20 protein-coding genes and 1 pseudogene are annotated in these 18,640 nt (G+C 65.3%); 14 read left to right on the top strand and 7 right to left on the bottom strand.

Features of this window, described 5'->3' with window-relative positions; all coding sequences use genetic code 11:
• Positions 1–331: 331 nt before the first annotated feature.
• The 5 genes and pseudogenes from ACVILL_RS19380 to ACVILL_RS19360 all read left to right on the top strand — a co-directional run bounded on the left by ACVILL_RS19380 (position 332) and on the right by ACVILL_RS19360 (position 5,596).
• Positions 332–1,523: pseudogene (locus ACVILL_RS19380) on the top strand (ATP phosphoribosyltransferase regulatory subunit).
• A complete protein-coding gene (gene hisG, locus ACVILL_RS19375; protein ID WP_456730523.1) occupies positions 1,520–2,497 on the top strand; it encodes an ATP phosphoribosyltransferase in 978 nt (325 codons plus the stop codon). Before ACVILL_RS19380 ends, hisG begins: the two are co-directional and overlap by 4 nt.
• A 138-nt stretch (positions 2,498–2,635) precedes the next feature.
• Entirely contained in the window at positions 2,636–3,682 is a 1,047-nt protein-coding gene (locus ACVILL_RS19370; RefSeq protein WP_456730522.1) for a glycosyltransferase family 2 protein, read from the top strand.
• Positions 3,679–4,521: a ChbG/HpnK family deacetylase gene (locus ACVILL_RS19365; protein WP_456730521.1), complete on the top strand. Its 843-nt coding sequence runs from the start codon at positions 3,679–3,681 to the stop codon at positions 4,519–4,521. The genes ACVILL_RS19370 and ACVILL_RS19365 overlap by 4 nt, the downstream gene beginning before the upstream one ends.
• A 187-nt stretch (positions 4,522–4,708) precedes the next feature.
• The gene (locus ACVILL_RS19360) at positions 4,709–5,596 is read left to right on the top strand and encodes a DUF2076 domain-containing protein (protein WP_456730520.1); all 888 of its coding nucleotides are present in this window, start codon (positions 4,709–4,711) and stop codon (positions 5,594–5,596) included.
• Positions 5,597–5,667: 71 nt separating this feature from the next.
• On the opposite strand, the gene ACVILL_RS19355 is transcribed toward ACVILL_RS19360, so the two are convergent.
• Entirely contained in the window at positions 5,668–6,477 is an 810-nt protein-coding gene (locus ACVILL_RS19355) for a L,D-transpeptidase (RefSeq protein WP_456730519.1), read from the bottom strand.
• Between the two features lie 307 nt (positions 6,478–6,784).
• On the opposite strand from ACVILL_RS19355, the gene ACVILL_RS19350 reads away from it, so the two are divergent.
• Positions 6,785–7,558 carry a protein phosphatase CheZ gene (locus tag ACVILL_RS19350; protein WP_456730518.1) on the top strand — a complete coding sequence of 258 codons (774 nt, stop codon included), beginning with the start codon at positions 6,785–6,787 and terminating at the stop codon, positions 7,556–7,558.
• Between the two features lie 563 nt (positions 7,559–8,121).
• Positions 8,122–8,637 (top strand): hypothetical protein, encoded by a 516-nt coding sequence (locus tag ACVILL_RS19345; protein ID WP_456730517.1) that lies wholly within the window; start codon positions 8,122–8,124, stop codon positions 8,635–8,637.
• A 328-nt stretch (positions 8,638–8,965) separates the two neighbouring features.
• Here ACVILL_RS19345 and ACVILL_RS19340 read toward each other — a convergent pair whose 3' ends face one another.
• Positions 8,966–9,484 carry a hypothetical protein gene (locus ACVILL_RS19340; protein WP_456730516.1) on the bottom strand — a complete coding sequence of 173 codons (519 nt, stop codon included), beginning with the start codon at positions 9,482–9,484 and terminating at the stop codon, positions 8,966–8,968.
• 319 nt (positions 9,485–9,803) lie between these two features.
• Between ACVILL_RS19340 and ACVILL_RS19335 the strand changes: the two genes are divergently transcribed.
• From ACVILL_RS19335 to ACVILL_RS19325, 3 genes are all read left to right on the top strand, one after another.
• Positions 9,804–10,100 (top strand): co-chaperone GroES, encoded by a 297-nt coding sequence (locus tag ACVILL_RS19335; RefSeq protein WP_456730515.1) that lies wholly within the window; start codon positions 9,804–9,806, stop codon positions 10,098–10,100.
• A 199-nt stretch (positions 10,101–10,299) separates the two neighbouring features.
• The gene (groL, locus tag ACVILL_RS19330; RefSeq protein WP_456730514.1) at positions 10,300–11,943 is read left to right on the top strand and encodes a chaperonin GroEL; all 1,644 of its coding nucleotides are present in this window, start codon (positions 10,300–10,302) and stop codon (positions 11,941–11,943) included.
• 93 nt (positions 11,944–12,036) lie between these two features.
• Complete coding sequence (locus ACVILL_RS19325) at positions 12,037–12,327, top strand: hypothetical protein (RefSeq protein ID WP_456730513.1); 291 nt, start codon at positions 12,037–12,039, stop codon at positions 12,325–12,327.
• Positions 12,328–12,540: 213 nt separating this feature from the next.
• On the opposite strand, the gene ACVILL_RS19320 is transcribed toward ACVILL_RS19325, so the two are convergent.
• On the bottom strand, positions 12,541–12,909 hold the full coding sequence (locus ACVILL_RS19320; protein ID WP_456730512.1) for an antibiotic biosynthesis monooxygenase family protein: 369 nt from the start codon (positions 12,907–12,909) through the stop codon (positions 12,541–12,543).
• 97 nt (positions 12,910–13,006) lie between these two features.
• On the opposite strand from ACVILL_RS19320, the gene ACVILL_RS19315 reads away from it, so the two are divergent.
• Entirely contained in the window at positions 13,007–13,483 is a 477-nt protein-coding gene (locus ACVILL_RS19315; RefSeq protein ID WP_456730511.1) for a MarR family winged helix-turn-helix transcriptional regulator, read from the top strand.
• A 227-nt stretch (positions 13,484–13,710) separates the two neighbouring features.
• Entirely contained in the window at positions 13,711–14,910 is a 1,200-nt protein-coding gene (locus ACVILL_RS19310) for a hypothetical protein (protein ID WP_456730510.1), read from the top strand.
• Between the two features lie 18 nt (positions 14,911–14,928).
• Here the strand turns inward: ACVILL_RS19310 and ACVILL_RS19305 are convergent, their stop codons facing one another.
• Positions 14,929–15,126: a hypothetical protein gene (locus ACVILL_RS19305; RefSeq protein WP_456730509.1), complete on the bottom strand. Its 198-nt coding sequence runs from the start codon at positions 15,124–15,126 to the stop codon at positions 14,929–14,931.
• 248 nt (positions 15,127–15,374) lie between these two features.
• Between ACVILL_RS19305 and ACVILL_RS19300 the strand changes: the two genes are divergently transcribed.
• The gene (locus ACVILL_RS19300) at positions 15,375–15,902 is read left to right on the top strand and encodes an ester cyclase (RefSeq protein WP_456730508.1); all 528 of its coding nucleotides are present in this window, start codon (positions 15,375–15,377) and stop codon (positions 15,900–15,902) included.
• 199 nt (positions 15,903–16,101) lie between these two features.
• Here the strand turns inward: ACVILL_RS19300 and ACVILL_RS19295 are convergent, their stop codons facing one another.
• The gene (locus ACVILL_RS19295) at positions 16,102–16,569 is read right to left on the bottom strand and encodes a PaaI family thioesterase (protein ID WP_456730507.1); all 468 of its coding nucleotides are present in this window, start codon (positions 16,567–16,569) and stop codon (positions 16,102–16,104) included.
• 18 nt (positions 16,570–16,587) lie between these two features.
• Positions 16,588–17,166, bottom strand: a complete 579-nt coding sequence (locus ACVILL_RS19290; RefSeq protein ID WP_456730506.1) for a bifunctional transcriptional activator/DNA repair enzyme AdaA — start codon at positions 17,164–17,166, stop codon at positions 16,588–16,590.
• A gap of 271 nt (positions 17,167–17,437) precedes the next feature.
• Here ACVILL_RS19290 and ACVILL_RS19285 point away from each other — a divergent pair, with 271 nt between their 5' ends.
• Positions 17,438–18,127, top strand: a complete 690-nt coding sequence (locus ACVILL_RS19285; protein ID WP_456730505.1) for a hypothetical protein — start codon at positions 17,438–17,440, stop codon at positions 18,125–18,127.
• 14 nt (positions 18,128–18,141) lie between these two features.
• Here ACVILL_RS19285 and ACVILL_RS19280 read toward each other — a convergent pair whose 3' ends face one another.
• Complete coding sequence (locus ACVILL_RS19280; RefSeq protein WP_456730504.1) at positions 18,142–18,549, bottom strand: META domain-containing protein; 408 nt, start codon at positions 18,547–18,549, stop codon at positions 18,142–18,144.
• Positions 18,550–18,640 lie beyond the last annotated feature (91 nt).

Genomic DNA, 18,640 nt, shown 5'->3' with positions numbered 1-18,640 from the left:
TTCGCGCGGCTTCAGACTTGCGACGTTCGCGTTACAAGGGGATGGATTGCGCGGAGCTGTTAAAAATCTCGACCGCTGGAGCCCGGGGCTTACCCCTCTCCCCGACCCTCCCCCGCAAGGGGGGAGGGAGCCCGAGCGGCGTGCTCACATCACTCGCCATTCGGCGTGCCCTGCCCCTAGCCAAGCCGTCGCAAAATCGTTAACGAACCCAATCATTAAGCCACTTGGCTGATCCCTGTCGAAACCATGGATCGGTCATGCTAAGGCCTCCGCCAACGCCACCCATGGAACCCGCCCCGGGACGCGCTCTCGGGGCGAATTGGACGTCGAGATGACCGAAGCCGCCGCATCACGATCCGCCGCAGGATCCGCTACCGGATCCGCCCTTGGGGCGGCGTCCTGGGCGGATGCGCTGCTGGCCTCGTTCGCGCAGGCCGGCTACATCAGGTCGGAGCCCGCGATCCTGCAGCCGGCCGAGCCGTTCCTCGACCTCTCCGGCGAGGACATCCGCAAGAGCCTGTACCTGACGTCCGACCCGAGCGGCGAGGAACTCTGCCTGCGCCCGGACCCTCACGATCCCGGTGGCGCGCGACTACCTCGCCTCCCCGCGCGCCGGCCAGCCGGCCGGCTTCAGCTATCTCGGGCCGGTGTTCCGCTATCGCGGCGGCGCGCCGAGCCAGTTCCTGCAGGCCGGCATCGAATCATTTGGACGGCAGGACCGCGCCGCGGCCGACGCCGAGATGCTGGCGCTGGCGCTGGAGGCGACCACGGCGTTCGGGTTGAAGGACGTCGAGGTCCGCACCGGCGACGTCGCGCTGTTCAACGCGCTGATCGACGCGCTCGAGCTCTATCCAGTGTGGCGGCGCCGGCTGATCAAGGACTTCAACCGCAAGGTTTCCCTGACCGACGACATCGAGCAGCTGACCTTGGCGACCGCGCCGGGCCGCAACGAATATGAGGGCGTGCTCGCCGCGCTCGCCGGCTCCGACCGCAAGGCGGCGCTGGCGCTGGTCACCGACCTGATGTCGATCGCCGGCACCACCAATGTCGGCGGCCGCACGGTGGCCGAGATCGCCGACCGCTTCCTCGAGCAATCGACGCTGAAGGGCGGCGCGCTGCCGCGCGATGCGGTGGCCACCATCAAGCGCTTTCTGTCGATCGCGGGCGATCCCGACGACGCGGTCGCGCAGCTCCGCGCGCTCGCTTCCGACGCCAAGCTCAACCTTGCCGCCGCGATCGACCAGCTCGAGAGCCGGATCGGTTTCATGGCGGCGCGCGGCATCGACATCCGCAAGACGCGGTTCTCGACCGCGTTCGGCCGCGGCCTCGACTATTATACCGGCTTCGAGTTCGAGCTGCACGCCAGCGGCAACGGCGCCGAGCCGCTGATCGCGGGCGGCCGCTATGATGGGCTGATGACGCAGCTCGGCTCGGCCAGTCCGATCCCCGCGGTCGGCTTCTCGGTCTGGATCGAGGCGATGACCCGGCATGGCAACGCCGCCGGTCGCGGAGGCGCCCAATGAGCACGCCTTTCGTCGTCGCCGTTCCCTCCAAGGGACGCCTGCAGGAGAACGCGGAAAGCTTCTTCGCCCGCGCCGGGCTCACCCTGTCGAAGGCCGGCGGCGCGCGCGATTATCGCGGCATCATCCCCGGCGTCGACAATGTCGAGATCGCCTATCTCTCGGCGAGCGAGATCGCGGCCAATCTGGCACGCGGCGCGGTGCATCTCGGCGTCACCGGCGAGGACCTGGTGCGCGAGAGCATTCCGGATGCGGACAAGCGCGTCTTGATGATCGAGGGCCTCGGCTTCGGCTACGCCAATGTCGTGGTCGCGGTGCCGCAGGCCTGGATCGACGTTCGCACCATGGCCGATCTCGACGACGTCGCATCGGGCTTCCGCGAGCAGCACAATCACCGCATGCGGGTCGCGACTAAATACATCAACCTGACGCGCGGCTTCTTCGCCAAGCACGGCGTCGGCGACTACCGCATCGTGGAAAGCGCCGGGGCCACCGAAGGCGCGCCCGCGGCCGGCACCGCCGAGTTGATCGTCGACATCACGACCACGGGGGCGACGCTCGCCGCCAACGGGCTCAAGGTGCTGGACGACGGCGTGATGCTGCGCAGCCAAGCCAACCTTGTCGCATCGCGGGATGCCGACTGGTCGACCGGCGCCCGCGAGACCGCGCGCGTCATCTTCGACCACATCGCCGCGCGCGCCCGCGCCAGCAAGTACCGCGAGGTCCGCACCCGCTTCGCCGGCTGCAACGATGCGCTGCTGTCCGAGGCGCATAACCGATTCGGCGTGGTCACCCCGTTCGGCGGCCCGACCTCGTCGGGCATGCTTACGCTGCACTGCCCACCGGGCAAGCTCTACGCGCTTGGCAGCTTCCTGCGCGAGCACGGCGCCGAAACCGTCTCGGTGGTGTCGCTGGACTACGTGTTCGACCGCGAGAACCCGCTGTTCGCCAGGCTCGAGGCATTCCTGCGACAATGAGTCGGCCCGGCCGTTCATGTTGGCGACAGGCGGCCGCCGGTACCATATTGTGTTGATGATCTCTCGCATTGACGCGTTTTCTCCACGCGAACCGGAACCCATTTCGCTGGGAAACGCTCTAGTTCTGGAACCTGATCGATGATGCTGGGCTCTGACGTTTCCAGCCTGACCACGACCGCCAAGACCGCCGCCGCGCAGGGTCTGTCCATCGTCGTGCCCGTCTACAACGAGGCGGCGGGGCTCATTGCGCTGCATGAGCGGCTGATCAATCTCGCCAAGGCGCTGCGCGCCCGCTATGGCCTCGATTGCGAAGTGGTCTATGTCGACGACGGCAGCGCGGACAATACGCTTGCGATCGCGCGCGGCCTGCCCGCTGACGGGCTCGATCTGCAGGTGGTGTCGCTGTCGCGCAATTTCGGCAAGGAGGCGGCGCTGATGGCCGGCCTTGACCATGCTCGCCGCGGCGCGGTGCTGTTCATGGATGGCGACGGCCAGCATCCGCCGACGCTGGTCGAGCAACTGGTCGCGCACTGGATCGATGACGGCTACGACGTCGTCTACACCGCGAAGGCGCATCGCGACAATGAATCGGCGGCGCGGCGGCTTGCCGTGCGCGGCTTCTACGCCCTGATCAACTGGGGTGCGCGGCAGCCGATCCCGGAGGACGCCGGCGACTTCCGCCTGCTGTCGCCGCGCGCGGCCGCGGCGCTGCGGCAATTGCCGGAGCGCAACCGCTTCTTCAAGGGCCTTGCCAGCTGGATCGGCTTCAAGCAGATCCGCGTCGACTACGAGCCGGCGCCGCGTGCGCATGGCGTCACCACCTTCAATGCGGGACGGCTGATCGGCCTGTCGATCGAGGGCCTGACCTCGTTCTCGGTGGCGCCGCTGCGCTTCGCCAGCCTGCTCGGCGCGCTGCTCGCCGGCGCGGCCTTCCTGTTCGGCCTCTCGATCCTCTGGGAAGTGCTGACCACCGGCAAGCAGGTCCCCGGCTATCCGTCGCTGATGATCGGCATGATGACGATCGGCGGCGTGCAGCTGATCATGATCGGCATCGTCGGCGAATATATCGGCAAGATCCTCTCCGAGCTGAAAGCACGGCCGATCTACTTCGTCGCCGAGCACACCGAGAAGCACGCCGACGGCGGCGCGGCGCAAAATGCCTCCGAGCGGACCGCCGCCGAATGAGCGAAATTCCGCCGCGCCGGATCTGGCTGTGTGCTGACGATTATGGCTTGAGCGACGGCGTCAACCGCGCGATCCGCGATCTGATCGAGCGCGGCCGGCTCAATGCGACATCGGTGATGATGGTGACGCCGGCGATCGGCCGCGACGCAGCTGCCGCGCTCACGGCTTCGGTGGCGAAAAGCCCGCGCTGCGCGATCGGGCTGCACGTGACGCTGACCGCGCCGTTCCGGCCGCTGACGCTGCATTTCCGCCCACTCGACGGCGACATGTTCCTGCCGTTTCCAAGGCTGTTGCGCGCCGGGCTGATGCACCGGATCGACGCCGAGCTGGTCCATGCCGAGGTGCTGGCGCAACTCGATGCCTTCCAGGATCTGTTCGGCCGCGCGCCGGACTTCGTCGACGGCCACCAGCACGCGCAGTTGTTCCCGCAGGTGCGCGACGGCTTCCTGCGCGCCGTCAGGGAGCGCGCCCCGGACGCCTGGGTGCGGCAGTGCGGCCGCGAGGGTCCGCTGGCACGCCAGCTGGCGGCGCCGAAGGCGCTGGTGCTGAACGTGCTCAGCACCCAGTTCCGGATCAAGGCGGCGCGTTCAGGCTTGCGCTTCAATCCGGCGTTCGCCGGCGCCTATGATTTTGCGCGCGAGAATGATTTCGCGGCACTGATGCGTGGCTTTCTCGACGGCATGCCGGAGGACGGGCTGGTGATGTGCCATCCCGGTTTCGTCGATGAAACACTGAAAAGCCTCGATCCGCTGACGACGCAGCGCGAGGTCGAGCATGCCTATCTCGCCGGCGACGGTTTCCCGGCGCTGCTGGCCCTGAATAAAGTTACACTGGCCTGACTCTTGTTTTGACGCGTTTTCTTCACGCGAACCGGTATCCACTTCGCTCGAAAACGCTTCAGGTTCATGAAGAACCGCCGGTCGTATTGTCGCATACATAAATTTAATCCTGGGCCCCACTCCTTGCGCCACAAAACGGGCCCTACATCTCGGGCGCGCCGATTCGATCGACGCGATGGAGAACGCCATGACACCGCAAGAACGCCAACTGATCGACGATCTCTTCGACCGGCTCGCCAAGCTGGAGAATGCCTCGCGCGACGGCGAGGCCATGTCCGCGATCATGCAGGGCCTGCGCAGCGCGCCGAATGCGGTCTACGCGCTGGTGCAGACCGCGCTGGTGCAGGACGAGGCGCTGAAGCGCGCCCATGACCGGATCCAGGAACTGGAGGCCGCGGTCGGCCAGCCGCAGGGTGCGCAGCAGGGCGGCGGTTTCCTCGATTCGATGCGCGACGCGATCTTTGGCCAGGGACAAGGCCAGCCGCACGGCTCGGTGCCGCCGGTGCGCGCGCCCGATATGGGCAACCGCGATCCCGGCAGCCGCCCGGTCTGGAACTCGGGCCAGGCGATCCAACAGGCGGGTGGCGGCTATGGCCAGCCGCCGCAGCAATACGGCCAGCCCCAATACAATCAGCCTTATGGCGGCCCGCAGCCCCCGGCCTTCGGCGGCGGCGCTCCCGGCGGCGGTGGCGGCTCGTTCCTCGGCACGGCCGCTGCGGCCGCGGCCGGCGTGGTCGGCGGCGGGCTGCTGCTCTCCAGCATCCGCGGCATGATGGGCGGCGGCGGCCATCAGTCGCTGGCCGATGCCGGCGGCCTTGGCGGCGGTTCGCGCCCGTGGGGCGGCGACCAGTCGTCGAGCGACCTCGCGCGTGACGCCGGGATCAACGATGTCGGCTCCAACCGCGACAGCGGCTCGCGCTCCGGCCTGTTCGACCAGGCGTCGAACGACAGGAACGACACCAATTACGGCTCTGGGAATGGCGACAATTACAACACCGACCACGATTCCGACGGCTTCGACAATGATGACGACGGTTTTGACGGTGGCGGAGACAATGACAGCGACTACGCGTAAGCGCGTCGCCTGAAAGCCAAACGGCCGCTCTCATCGAGCGGCCGTTTTTGATTCACCGTCGTCCTGCGCGCTCACATCACGACGACCTTGGCGCCGACATTGACGCGGCCGTAGAGGTCGATCACGTCCTCATTGCGCATCCGGATGCAGCCGGACGAGACGTTGGTGCCGATCGTCCAGGGCTCGTTGGAGCCGTGGATGCGGTAGAGCGACGAGCCGAGATACATCGCGCGCGCGCCGAGCGGATTTTCGGGGCCGCCTTCCATGTGCCGCGGCAGGTCGGGACGGCGCGCCAGCATTTCCGGCGGCGGCGTCCAGGCCGGCCATTCCTTCTTCGCCGAGATCGTCTTGGTGCCGGCCCAGGTGAAGCCGGGGCGGCCGACGCCGATGCCGTAGCGCAGCGCGCGGCCGTCGCCCTGCACCAGATAGAGGAACTTGTTCGGCGTATCGACGACGATGGTGCCGGCGCTTTCCTTGCCGGCATAGTCGACCAGCTGCTTCTCATATCTCGGATCGAACGGCTGCTGCGTCGGATCGCCCATGGCCTCTTGCTGCTGGCGGATCATCTGCTGCTGCGGATCCATCGGCGGCAGCCCCTGGCGATTGCCGTAATAGCCCGGCTGCTGCTGATACATCGGCTGCGGCGAGTAACCCTGCGACGATGGCGCATCGCCGAACAGGAATTCGATGAGGCCGCCGCCCATGTTGGAGCGCTGCGGCTGCGCATAGGCGGTGCGCGTCGGCGGCGGCGGCGCGCCCCGGTTGGCGTAGATCACGTTGGGCTCGGGCTGAGCCGACGCGTCGATCGCCATGGCGGAATGGGGAATGGCAATAAGCGAAGAGGCGCCGGCGAGCAGCGCAAGCGTGGTTTTCCTGAACATCGACGTACTCTGTACTGGTTTCGTCGTGACGTGCTGTGCGAGGGCACGCGATGCGCCGTTGCACGTGGTCAATAAGCAATGAAAACCGCATCGGTTTGGTAAACGGATTAGCCGTTTCGATTCACCACGTCGGCAATGCCGCGCGGTTTTGCGGGACAGCGTTTATTTTGCATGAACGCCGCGGCAACATGGTTAATCAGCAGTATCGCGTGGTTGCGCGTTGTCCGCGCAAACTGTTCCGGCGTGAACCTGACGTTAAATCCGCCCTGTCTAGAACGGACTGCAGTAAAGGGGCGGGAATGAAATCATGTCAGTGAAGCGTAAGCGTTTTCGTGTCGAGCAGGCGATGGGTGAGGTCGTGATGCCGGAGCCGGAAGTTGCCGGCGGCGATCTCGGTCCGATGCATCGCGAGATCATGGCGGAGCTTCGCTCGATCCGCGCCCAGATGGCCGCAGCACCGGCGCAGCGCAGCGGCGACGGCGTCGATGCCGCGGTCGCGCGCGAGGTCGCCGAAACGCACGCGCTGCTCGAGACCTACCGCGCCCAGGTCGAGCAGTGCGAGAAGCTCAAGGTCGAGCTCGACCTGATCCACGATGCCATCAGCCGCACCAAGCGCGAGATCGCCGTGCTGCACGGCAAGAGCTTCAACGGCGAGGAGGTGGCCAAGGTCAATGGCGAGCTCGGCGCCGTGGTCGGCGGCACCGAACAGGCCACCCAGCAGATCCTCGAAGCGGTCGAGGCGATCGACCAGGCCGCGAGCGCGCTGGCCAACAACGTCACGCCCGATCAGCAGAAGCGGCTCAGCGAAGACATCCAGGAGCGCGTGGTCTCGATCTTCGAGGCCTGCAACTTCCAGGACCTCACCGGCCAGCGCATCAGCAAGGTGATGCAGACGATGAAGTTCATCGAACAGCACATCAACGAGATGATGAACATCTGGGGCGGCGTCGACGCGATCAAGACTCACGTCCCGCCAATCGTCGACACCCGCGAGGGCGATGCCCGCCTGCTCAACGGCCCGAAGCTCGACGGCGACGCCGGCCACGCCTCGCAGGACGACATCGACGCGATGTTCAATTGAGAATTGGCAGACCAAGACGCAAAACGCCGGCCCTCGGGCCGGCGTTTTTGTTTGGGCGATAGCCCGGGCTCCGAGCTGCGCGATCGGCACCAACGTCCAGAACTTCTGGACCTTTGAGATGGATCAAGCAGTGTCGAGGTAGCTGGGAGATCAGTCGGAGCCCTCTCTCGACCACATGCAGTTTGCGCCAATTGCGGCAGTCGGAAGTCGGAAGTCTGCCGGCCGCTTTGCTGTCGCTGACGCATACTGTGTGTGAGGAAAATTGTCATGCATATGCCGGATGCATTGGACGAACATTCGACCAAGTCCGTGATCTGGCCCTTCAGTACGAGAACACATCACGCATCAAGCAGCGCAAACCGAGCGAAGCTCCTCGTCAACGACGCTGACCCATCTGCGTCAATTGGTCGACCTCCTCAACTTGAATGAAGCAATGCAGGGTTGTACGTTCCGTTGCGCGCTCCCCAACAGGAACGCCTGCAATCTGCTGCAAGCGGTTCATTTTGCCGATTGAGTTGCCGCAGGACGCAATTAGTTCTCAAACGCCATTATGGGAGGGAACAATGTCAATTACTCACGTACTTGTCGCGTTGTCCTCGATTGCTGCTGTTCTGACGGCTGGCAATGCCCAGGCTCAGAGCATGCCACCGGAAGGGCCGGTCTCGGTCACATTCGTTGCAACACCAATCCCGCCGCCCAAGCCGATGCCGGTCGGCGGCGGTCGAGAGTTTGACCTGCTGAACCAGGCGATGGCAGCAGTAAACGACGCCGGAAATCCTGTGCTCAATAACATGGGTGGACGCTGCCAGTTCAGTCGACTGAGAGACACGTCGGCGAAGACTGTCGAAGTCCGCGGGTTCTGTACGTACGTCGACAAGGACGGCGATCAAACATTCGAACAATGCGATTTCCTGCCGGGGCAACCCAACAAGTGCAACATCACCGGCGGGACTGGCAAATTCGAAGGGCTCCAGGCCGAGCTCGTCATTTCCATCGAGCCTCTCAAGAGCAACTTCGAAGGCATTGGTCAGGTCGTTGGCCACAAGAAGGGCACGTATCGGCTGGCAAAGACAAACTGATGCGCCCGGCCGCGTCCTCGTTGACGCCAGCGCGAGCCGGCCGCAAGCGCTTCCGCACGGAATGTGATTACCTCGATGGAGCGATTGCCCAATCCAGCGCGGTCCAAGTACCGTTGTCAGCGACGGTTGTGATCGGATGGTCCGGCGGATGTACCGGTGGCCGATGATCTCGAATGGCCCCGACGTGGATCTCGTCGGGGCCATTTGCTTAAGGGCGCGATCACGCAAGCAGGTTCAGGTCGGGATCATCACATCGAGATTCCCCGGTGCGCAATTGCGCACCTTGGGCTCGATGCTTCGCGTCGCCCCGGAATGACGTGCCAGTCGCTTACGCCTTCGGCGCGCAGCGGACGTAGACCATGTTGCCGTAACGGACGCCGGCGTCCTTGTCGACGAAGCGGGTGATCATGACCCGGCCGTCGAACGAGATGATCTCGCGGTCCTGCTCGCCGGGCGTGGGACCGGGCGGGCCGATATAGTTCTTGCCGCTCGGGGAACCCTTCAACCGCAACTCCTGCGGGGTGGCCTGGTCGGCCAGATGCATGATGACGCCGCCGTTCTGGCCGGCGCCGATCACGTAAGGCTGCTTGCACTGGCCGCGCGCGGCGGCCTCGGTGCGGGCGCGGTCGGCGGGATTCTGGAACGAGGCGAGACCCCAGCGGCCAACGATCTCGTCGGGGCGGATGCTCGCAGGCATTTCCGGGGCCACTCCCGGTTCGGAGGGTGGGGCCTCGGGGTTCGACGACAATGACGGCAGGCTCATGCTGCCGCAGGCCCCCAAAAGTGTGGTCAGCGCCGAGACAGCCGCGAACCGTGCGACCAATCGCGCGTTGAGTGACCTGATCATATACATCCCCCGACTATGTCCCGGCTGCACCCGTCCTGCAACCAAGCGCAAAACTTAAGACGGAGCAATGACGTCTGACAAAATTACGTCATCGCTACGATTTGGTTTCTGGTCCACCATCCTATATTGGCCTCACCAAGGCCTTAACCCGTTTGCTTGACAGAAACTGCTGCAAGCCATATTTCCCGGCCCACAATTAGCACTCTTGCACCACGATTGCTAACTGCGCAGGGCGTCCTGCCCTGCGCCGACCGGGCCGGCATCCAACGCCGGTCTCGATGAACCGGACCTGAAACCGAGCCTGCCAAGAGGGAACGTCATGGCTAAACCCACCTTCCGCCCACTGCATGACCGCGTCGTGGTCAAGCGTATCGATGCCGAGGAGAAGTCCAAGGGCGGCATCATCATTCCGGACTCGGCCAAGGAAAAGCCGTCGCAGGGCGAGATCGTCGCCGTCGGCCCGGGTGGCCGCGACGAGGCCGGCAAGCTGATCCCGATCGACCTCAAGGTCGGCGACCGCGTGCTGTTCGGCAAGTGGTCGGGCACCGAGGTCAAGATCGACAACCAGGAACTCCTGATCATGAAGGAGTCCGACATCATGGGCGTGCTGGCGTAAGCCCACCGATTCCAGAGCCCGCCGCTCTCTTCACTGTCATGCCCGGGCTTGACCCGGGCATCCATCAATCTTCGAAAGAGTCTCGCAAAGACGATGGATTGCCGGGTCATCTGGCACGAAGACGCACTTCGTGCTTTTGCCCGGCGATGACGAGCGCAGATACCGGCGATCGCATCCAATCATTCCAGGAGTACATTCAATGGCTGCCAAGGACGTAAAATTCGCCGGAGACGCCCGCGACCGCATGCTGCGCGGTGTCGACGTGCTCGCCAACGCCGTGAAGGTGACGCTCGGCCCGAAGGGCCGCAACGTCGTCATCGAGAAGAGCTTCGGCGCGCCCCGCATCACCAAGGACGGCGTCACCGTCGCCAAGGAGATCGAGCTCGACGACAAGTTCGAGAACATGGGCGCGCAGATGCTGCGCGAGGTCGCTTCCAAGACCAACGACACCGCCGGTGACGGCACCACCACCGCGACCGTGCTGGCCCAGGCCATCGTCCGCGAGGGCGCCAAGTCGGTCGCGGCCGGCATGAACCCGATGGACCTCAAGCGCGGCATCGACACCGCGGTCGCGGCCGTGATCAAGGACATCGAGAAGCGCGCCAAGCCGGTCGCGTCCTCGTCGGAAGTCGCCCAGGTCGGCACCATCTCGGCCAACGGCGATGCCGCGATCGGCAAGATGATCGCGCAGGCGATGCAGAAGGTCGGCAACGAGGGCGTGATCACCGTCGAGGAGAACAAGTCGCTCGAGACCGAAGTCGACATCGTCGAGGGCATGAAGTTCGACCGCGGCTATCTCTCGCCCTACTTCATCACCAACGCCGAGAAGATGACCGCCGAGCTCGAGGATGCCTACATCCTGCTGCACGAGAAGAAGCTGTCCGGCCTGCAGGCGATGCTGCCGGTGCTGGAAGCCGTGGTGCAGTCCGGCCGTCCGCTGCTGATCCTCGCCGAGGACGTCGAGGGCGAGGCGCTGGCGACGCTGGTCGTCAACCGCCTGCGCGGCGGCCTCAAGGTCGCCGCCGTCAAGGCGCCGGGCTTCGGCGATCGCCGCAAGGCGATGCTGGAGGACATCGCGATCCTGACCGGCGGTCAGCTGATCTCCGACGACCTCGGCATGAAGCTCGAGAACGTCACGATCAACATGCTCGGCCGCGCCGGCAAGATCGTGATCGACAAGGAGAACACCACGATCGTCAAGGGCGCCGGCAAGAAGAAGGACATCGACGCCCGCGTCGGCCAGATCAAGGCGCAGATCGAGGAGACCACCTCGGACTACGACCGTGAGAAGCTGCAGGAGCGCCTCGCCAAGCTCGCCGGCGGCGTTGCCGTGATCAAGGTCGGCGGTGCGACCGAGGTCGAGGTCAAGGAGAAGAAGGACCGTGTCGAGGACGCGCTGAACGCGACCCGCGCCGCGGTGCAGGAAGGCATCGTGCCGGGCGGCGGCGTCGCGCTGCTGCGCGCCAAGAAGGCGGTCGGCCGTCTCACCAACCCCAATGCCGACGTCCAGGCCGGCATCAACATCGTGCTCAAGGCGCTCGAAGCTCCGGTTCGCCAGATCTCGGAGAACGCCGGTGTCGAGGGCTCGATCGTGGTCGGCAAGATCCTCGAGAACAAGTCGGAGACTTTCGGCTTCGACGCCCAGACCGAGGATTATGTCGACATGGTCGACAAGGGCATCATCGACCCCGCCAAGGTGGTTCGCACTGCCCTGCAGGACGCCTCCTCCGTGGCCGGCCTCTTGGTGACCACCGAGGCCATGGTCGCCGAAGTGCCGAAGGACTCGGCGCCGGCGATGCCGGGCGGCGGCATGGGTGGAATGGGCGGCATGGGCGGCTTCTGAGCCCCCTGCACATCCGCATCGAGATCGAAGGCCGCCTCCCGGCGGCCTTCTTTTTTGCAGTTTTGATTACGTTCGAGATGTAGGGGTCATCGCATGTCACGCGACGCCAAATCGCTGACGTCAACGCTGGCGCTGTTCTACGCGATCGGCGCGCTGCTCGCGTTGCGCGCCTATGTCTCGAACAGCATCGATGACTTTGCAGTCGTACTGACGTTCTGGTTCAAGCAGACGGTGACGTTTGTCGTGCTCGGCGCGGGCTATGGCCTCTATTACGTCATCGCCGGCTCGACCGGCCATCGTCCAAAAGCGCCGCTGCGATTTCTGGACATCGCCTTCCTGGCTGCCGCTGCCACGCTCGGCGTCGGCATGCTGGTCCGTACCTGACCGATTGACGCAACATCCAAACTTCGCGCCGACGGGCCGTGATGCTTGGCACCATCGTCATTGCGAGGAGCGATAGCGACGAAGCAATCCATTTTTCCGCTTGCGGCGCGATGGATTGCTTCGCGGAGCCTGTCATCGGGCGCGCGTTCGCGCGACCGTTGGCTCGCAATGACGCGCATGGCCGGGACAAGTCCGGCCCCGACGAATGGGAAACTACGCCACGCAGACGCCCGGGATCGCGACCTTCTGGAACAGATGCGGCGATGCCATTGCCGAGGCCGGATAGGCCGAGAGCTTGGCCCTGAACTCCGGGTTCATGAAGGCGGCGCGGAAGGCGGCGGTGGATTCCCACACGGCGTAATTCAGATAGGCCGGGCTCTCGCCGAGCGCGCGGTGCAGCTGGGTCGAGATGAAACCGGGCTGCCGCTTCATGATGTCGGCATCGTCCTGCCAGGCCTTCAGGAAGGTGTCCTCGTCGGCCGCATCGAGCGTGAAGAGGTTGACCAGCACGACGTTGTTGGCGTCGAGCGCGAGCTGGCGGTCGATCGGGAATGCGGGGTCCAGGGGACGCATCTGCGGCATGGTAGGCTCCGTTTATTTGGTGCTATGATGTCATTTCGTTATGATGGATACATGTATATATTGACATTATGATGTCAATATACCCCTATGGTGACAAATGCCGCAAACCAAGCGAACCCCGGCCGGCGAAGCCCTGAGCAACCTGATTCTCGACCTGTTCCGCCTCAACAGCCTGCTGTTCACGTCAGGCGACCGCCTGGTGGCCGGGCTCGGGCTGACCAGCGCCCGCTGGCAGATCCTCGGCGCCATCATCGCCGCCGAACGCCCGCAACCGGTCGCATGGCTGGCGCGCGACCTCGGCGCGGCCAGGCAGAACGTGCAGCGCATCGTCAACGATCTGGAGCGGGACGGGCTCGTCACATTCGAGACCAATCCGCATCACCGCCGCGCCCAGCTCGTGGTGCTGACCGCCAAGGGCCAGCAAGCCTTCGACGCCGCCATGCGCCTGCAACTGCCCTGGGTGAACGGCCTCGCCGACGGGCTTTCGCTGAAGGACATCGAAGCCATGGGCCGCGTCGTGACCGCGCTGCGCAGCAGGCTGGAGAACGGCGAGGAACCCGACGAGCGCGCATGACGCGAACAAGTTTCCACTTCAGTCGAAAACGATCCAGATCATGATGCGATTTCGCGAAGGCGAATCATGATCTCATCTCCTTGTTGAGCATGATCTTTTCGGAAAACCGCTTCGCACTTTTCCGGATCATGGTCGCGGCCGCCGTTACGCGGCCTTCTTTTTTGGCCAATGACACAGAGGTTTGCTAGTTACGACGGAACCGATTCTGCCCTTCGAGGACTTATCGTATGCGCGCGCTCCCGCTCCTGCTGCTCGGTCTTGCCGTCGCCTCGGCGCCTGCTCTCGCCCAGATGAAGCTGCAAACGAAGCCGGCAGCGGGTGGCGGACCCGAGACGCGCTATTTCACCTCGATCGACGGCCTGATGGACGGCAATGCCGACGTCGTGCTGAAGGAAACCCGCCAGGGCAAGACCGTGACCGCGGCCGTGCTCGACGTCTGCTATCCCGCCGACAAGAACTCCGAGCGCAAGGACCGCTTCGTCGCCAACCTCACCGTCAACGGCCAGACGCTCTCCGGCACCACCCAGAGCGTCGCCGACAAGCAGCCGATCAGCGTCAAGCTGAACCGCAAGCAGACCGGCGACAGCTTTGAGTTCCGCGGCCAGATCACGATCGGCCAGACCGTTACCGAGGTCGCCTCGACCGACAATTCCGATCTCAGCGAGAAGGAATTCCAGGACAATCAGGCCACCGAGGACGGCATCACGCCGCAGCCGAAGGACTTCACCGACGTCTCGCCGGAATCGATCGGCGTGCGGGTGAAGCTCGATGCGGCGGCGGATTTCCTCAAGAGCCTGAAGGGCGAGGCGGTCGAGATCGGCACCTCCAGCCTGTCGGTCACTTGCGACGCGATGCGCTCCGGCGAGCAGACCATCAACCTCACCGTCGATCCCGAGCGCGCCGGCGCGCTGCTCGCCAAGGCGAAGGCGGCGGCCGGCGTCACCGCGGCCGGCTGGACCAGCGGCGTGGTCGAGATGGACCGCACCATCCGCTTCGCCGCCGCCGACTGGCGTGACGGCGACAAGGTCAACAAGGACAAGCTCGCGACCGCGATCTCAGGCGTGCTGGCCAAGACGCTTTCGGCGAAGCCCGCCTCCGCGACGTGGAACGCGAACACGGGCAAGCTGAAGCTGGTGCTGAAGCGGCCCAGCGCGATCTATCCGGCGCTCGGCCTCACCCAGAATTACGAGGTCACCGCCCTCGTCTCGCCCGACAAGCCCGGCAGCTCCGACAAGCTGATGTTGTGGGTCTCGAGCCCGACCGTCTCGACATCGGACGACAGCGCCGGCGCCAAGCTCAATCTGTCCGACGATTCCAGCAGCGACGAGGAAGGCAGCGAGGCCAAGGACGACAACGGCGCGATCGACGCGCTGATCAAGGAGTTCAAGGGCCAGCGCTGGGACGCCGACAAGTCGGTGTGGCACTGAGGCCCGCGCTCTCGTTGCTCAGGCCGCCCTCGTCTTCAACGGCACGACATTGTTGCGCTCGGCGACCGGAGTTGCGTCCGGGCCCGACTGAAGCATCCCGTCACTCCTGACGACCAATTCGGAACGCGGCGCGATCGCCGCGCGATCGAGCAGCGCCCGCAGCTCGGGATGAAGTCCTTCGCCGCGCAGCGCCGCGATGGCATCGAAATTACGCATGATGATCTCCTGTGTGATGGCGAAGATGGTCTCGTGCTCGCGTGCCGCGCACCACCCGCTTTCCGATTCCGCGACGACGTTCGCGAAGCGGCGCTAAGCGCCATATCGACAAAGCGAAATCTCGCCTCGAACGCGCCCACGCGCCCGGTCTGAAATCGGGTGGCTCGACACACGCCTCCAAATGTTCACTGCGCGCATCGACACAACGCCGGCCGCGATACCGGCACCGCGCACATGGAGACGAAGAGATGTCAGAGGACAACAAGAACGTCGTCGGCCGCTGGTTCAAGGAGTTTTGGGGCAATCCCTGGAATCCGCGCATCATCAATGAACTCGCAACGGCAGACATCGTCGTGCACTACCCGATGCATGAACCGAAGAAAGGCCGCGCCGCGGTCATGAAGTTCATGACCGAGTTTCGCGAGGCGTTTCCGGACCTCAATTTCTCGGGCGTCGGCGATCTCGTCGCGGAAGGCGACCTCGTCGTCGGCCGCTGGGAGGGCGGCGGCACCCACACCGGGCCCGCGTTCAGCGACTTCCGCCTCGGCTCGCTTCCTGCGGCCTCAGGGCGCAAGATGACGTTCGCCGGCACCACCGTGCTGCGCGTGCAGGACGGTCGGATCGCCGAAGAGCTCGGACAGGAAGACGCGATCACCGCCATGCTTCAGCTCGGCCTCATTCGCCTGCCCGGACAGGACGGCGCAGCGGCGCGGCCGGGCGGCGAGCTGCCTGCCGGATGGAACAACATGCCGGGATATCCGGAGGGGCCGCGCTGAGCGCGACTACATTGCCCGGCTTCCTCGACGATCGCATCACAACTCCCGAACGCGCTTGCTGCGCGTTCGCCTAACGCAATCGATCGGCGTGGTGAACTTGAAGGTCTCTAAGCAGCAGGCTCGCTGGAGGCATTCCAATGTTGCCACGCCGGCATCGCATCTCCAGATGCAATGCCGGCACTTTCCACGGCAATCCGCGTCAAGCCGGAAAGATCAGGCAGGTCGTCGTGCCATGCGCGAGCAGCCGTCCCTTCGCGTCGGTGACCCTGCCTTCGGCAGTACCGACGCGGCGGCCGCAATTGAGCATATGGCCCTCGGCGCGGATCGGGCCGGTGTCGGGCGTGATCGGACGTACGAGCGAGATCTTGAACTCGAGCGTAGTCTGGCTGGTGCCGGCATCGAGCGTCGACTGCACCGCAAGTCCCATGCAGCTGTCGAGCAGCGTCGCGGTGAGGCCGCCATGCACGGTGCCCGCCGGATTGAGATGCGCATCGGTCGGCACCAGCGTGACGACGACGCGGCCGCGCTCGGCTTCAGTGACGTCATAACCGAGCGTCCGCGCGATGGTATTGAGCGGCAAGGCGCCGGAGGCGAGCCCCTGGACGAATGCGAGGCCGCTCATCTGCTGTCTCTCGTCTGCACTGACGGTGCCGTAGCTCTTGGCCATTGCTGATCTCCATCGGGTTCATTGTATCGTGACGCCTGGCGGCCGCCTCCGTCGCAGCGCGATGGGAGAGCGGCCGTAGAGCTTTGCGAATGCGGCGTTCATGCGCCTTGTGCTGGAGAAGCCGGCGCGCTGCGCCACCAGACAAAGCGGAAGATCGCTGCCGTCGATCATGCGCTTGGCCCGCTGTACGCGCAGCGACAGCGCGACCTGCAGCGGCGAGGCATCGAGGTGCTCGGCAAACAACCGCGACAGATGCCGCGCGCCGATGCCAAGCCGATCGGCCAGCGCTCCGACATGACCGCGGTCGAGGGCGCCCGCCTCGATCAGCGCCAGCGCACGCTCGACGGTGGTCCTGGTGCCCTTCCATGCCGGGCAGAACGGCGCCGCCTCGGGACGGCAGCGCAGGCAGGGCCGGAAGCCGGCGCGCTCGGCCGACGCCGCGCTGCCATAGAACCGCACATTGCACGCGAGCGGCGTGCGCGCGGGGCATACCGGGCGGCAATACACGCCCGTGGTCTTGACCGCGACGAACACGAAGCCGTCCCAGGACGGATCGCGGCGCTGAAAGGCTTCGTACTGTGCGGCGAAATCGAGCATGCAGTCGCTATAGCCGTGGCGAGCAGCCGCGACGACCCGCTTTGCGGAGACGACGTCCGGAAACGACCGCTTGGGCTGCAGCCGACCGCTCTCGCGCGTGATGTCCGGGCATGGCCGTTCGAAGGATTGCGTCGCTCCGCCTGCACCGCCCCGTCAATTTACGGGGGCCTGCGACCAAAAGACTTCGTGCCGCCGCAGTTCGGTCACCGAAAATTAAGGCTCGATTTAGTTTCGAGGATCATGCTTCGCGCCATCGAACACAGGTCACGCCATGCAAGACCGCGAGCCGATCAGTGCTGCGAACATCTGGCCATCAGATGTGACGGAGGGCCATTCGCCGGCGCAGACGGCGGACCTCTGGGACGTCACCGGCGAAAACCACGACGCCGCCATGCTGCTGCGCGAGCCATTCGCCGATCGCATCGGCACCGCGCTGCTCGCCGCCACCGCACTCGCCGCAAGCTTCGTGCTGGGATGGGCCGGCGGCGCCAACTGGCACGACTTCGCAACTCCCGTCCGGGTCCCGGTGGCCCAGAAGGAAGCGCCGGCCCCGCACATTGCCGAGGCGCCGCCGAGCCGCAAGAGCGAGGGCAGAAGCGAGAGCCCGCGCCGGACCGCGTCCAACGCGGATCCATCAGTCACCGGCAGCATTCCGAAGACGACCCCCGCCAGCTCGCGCCCGCTCACACTGGGCGCCGCGCCGACGACCCTGAGTGCGCAAGCCGCCGCACTCGGTCCGAAGCAGCCGCTGGCCACGGCGCCGGAGACGCGCCCGAGCACCATTCCCGGATGGTCGGTCGTCGAAGTCCGCGACGGCACCGCCGTGCTCGAGGGGCCGGAGGGCGTCAAGATGGCCGCGCGCGGCGACGTCGTCCCTGGCCTCGGACGGGTCGATTCCATCGTGCGCTGGGGCAATCGCTGGATCGTCGCCACCGCGAGCGGATTGATCGCGACGCCCTGAGCGGCGCGTAGAGATTAGTTGCTGTTGATCACGAAACGCAGCGACTTGCTTCCGGTGAAGGTCACCTCATCGCCGTGCCGCCGCCAGCTCGTCATGTCGCCGAGCGTGGCGAGCAGATCCTTGTCGGCCTGCGCCCGCTCCGGCGTGCAGGTGCGGTTCTCCATCGCGCCGGGAACGAAGACGATGGTATTGCCGGCGACCGAGAACTGGCCCTTGCCGCCATCGCACCACAGTTCGAGGATCACCTCGCCATTGTCGCCGACCTCGATCGAGGGAATCCGCTTGGAGCCCGGCATGCGCGCGGCATCGAGCGTCATCACGAAGCCGAACGGGAATTCTTCCTGGGCCCTGGCCGGAACCGCGCCGAGAGCCGCGGCAAGGAACGCCAACGCGGCCATGCCGTCGTTCAGAATCCGCTTCATCGAGATCATGCCATTCCCAAAAAATTGCCCGGCAATTGCGATGCCGCCCTTCTATGGGACGAGGCCGCGATTGGCCAGCTTGGCCGCGCGA

This window comes from Bradyrhizobium sp. USDA 3364 (assembly GCF_054056355.1).
The sequence above is the reverse complement of the archived record's forward strand: the minus strand, read 5'-3'. Positions and strand labels throughout refer to the sequence as shown.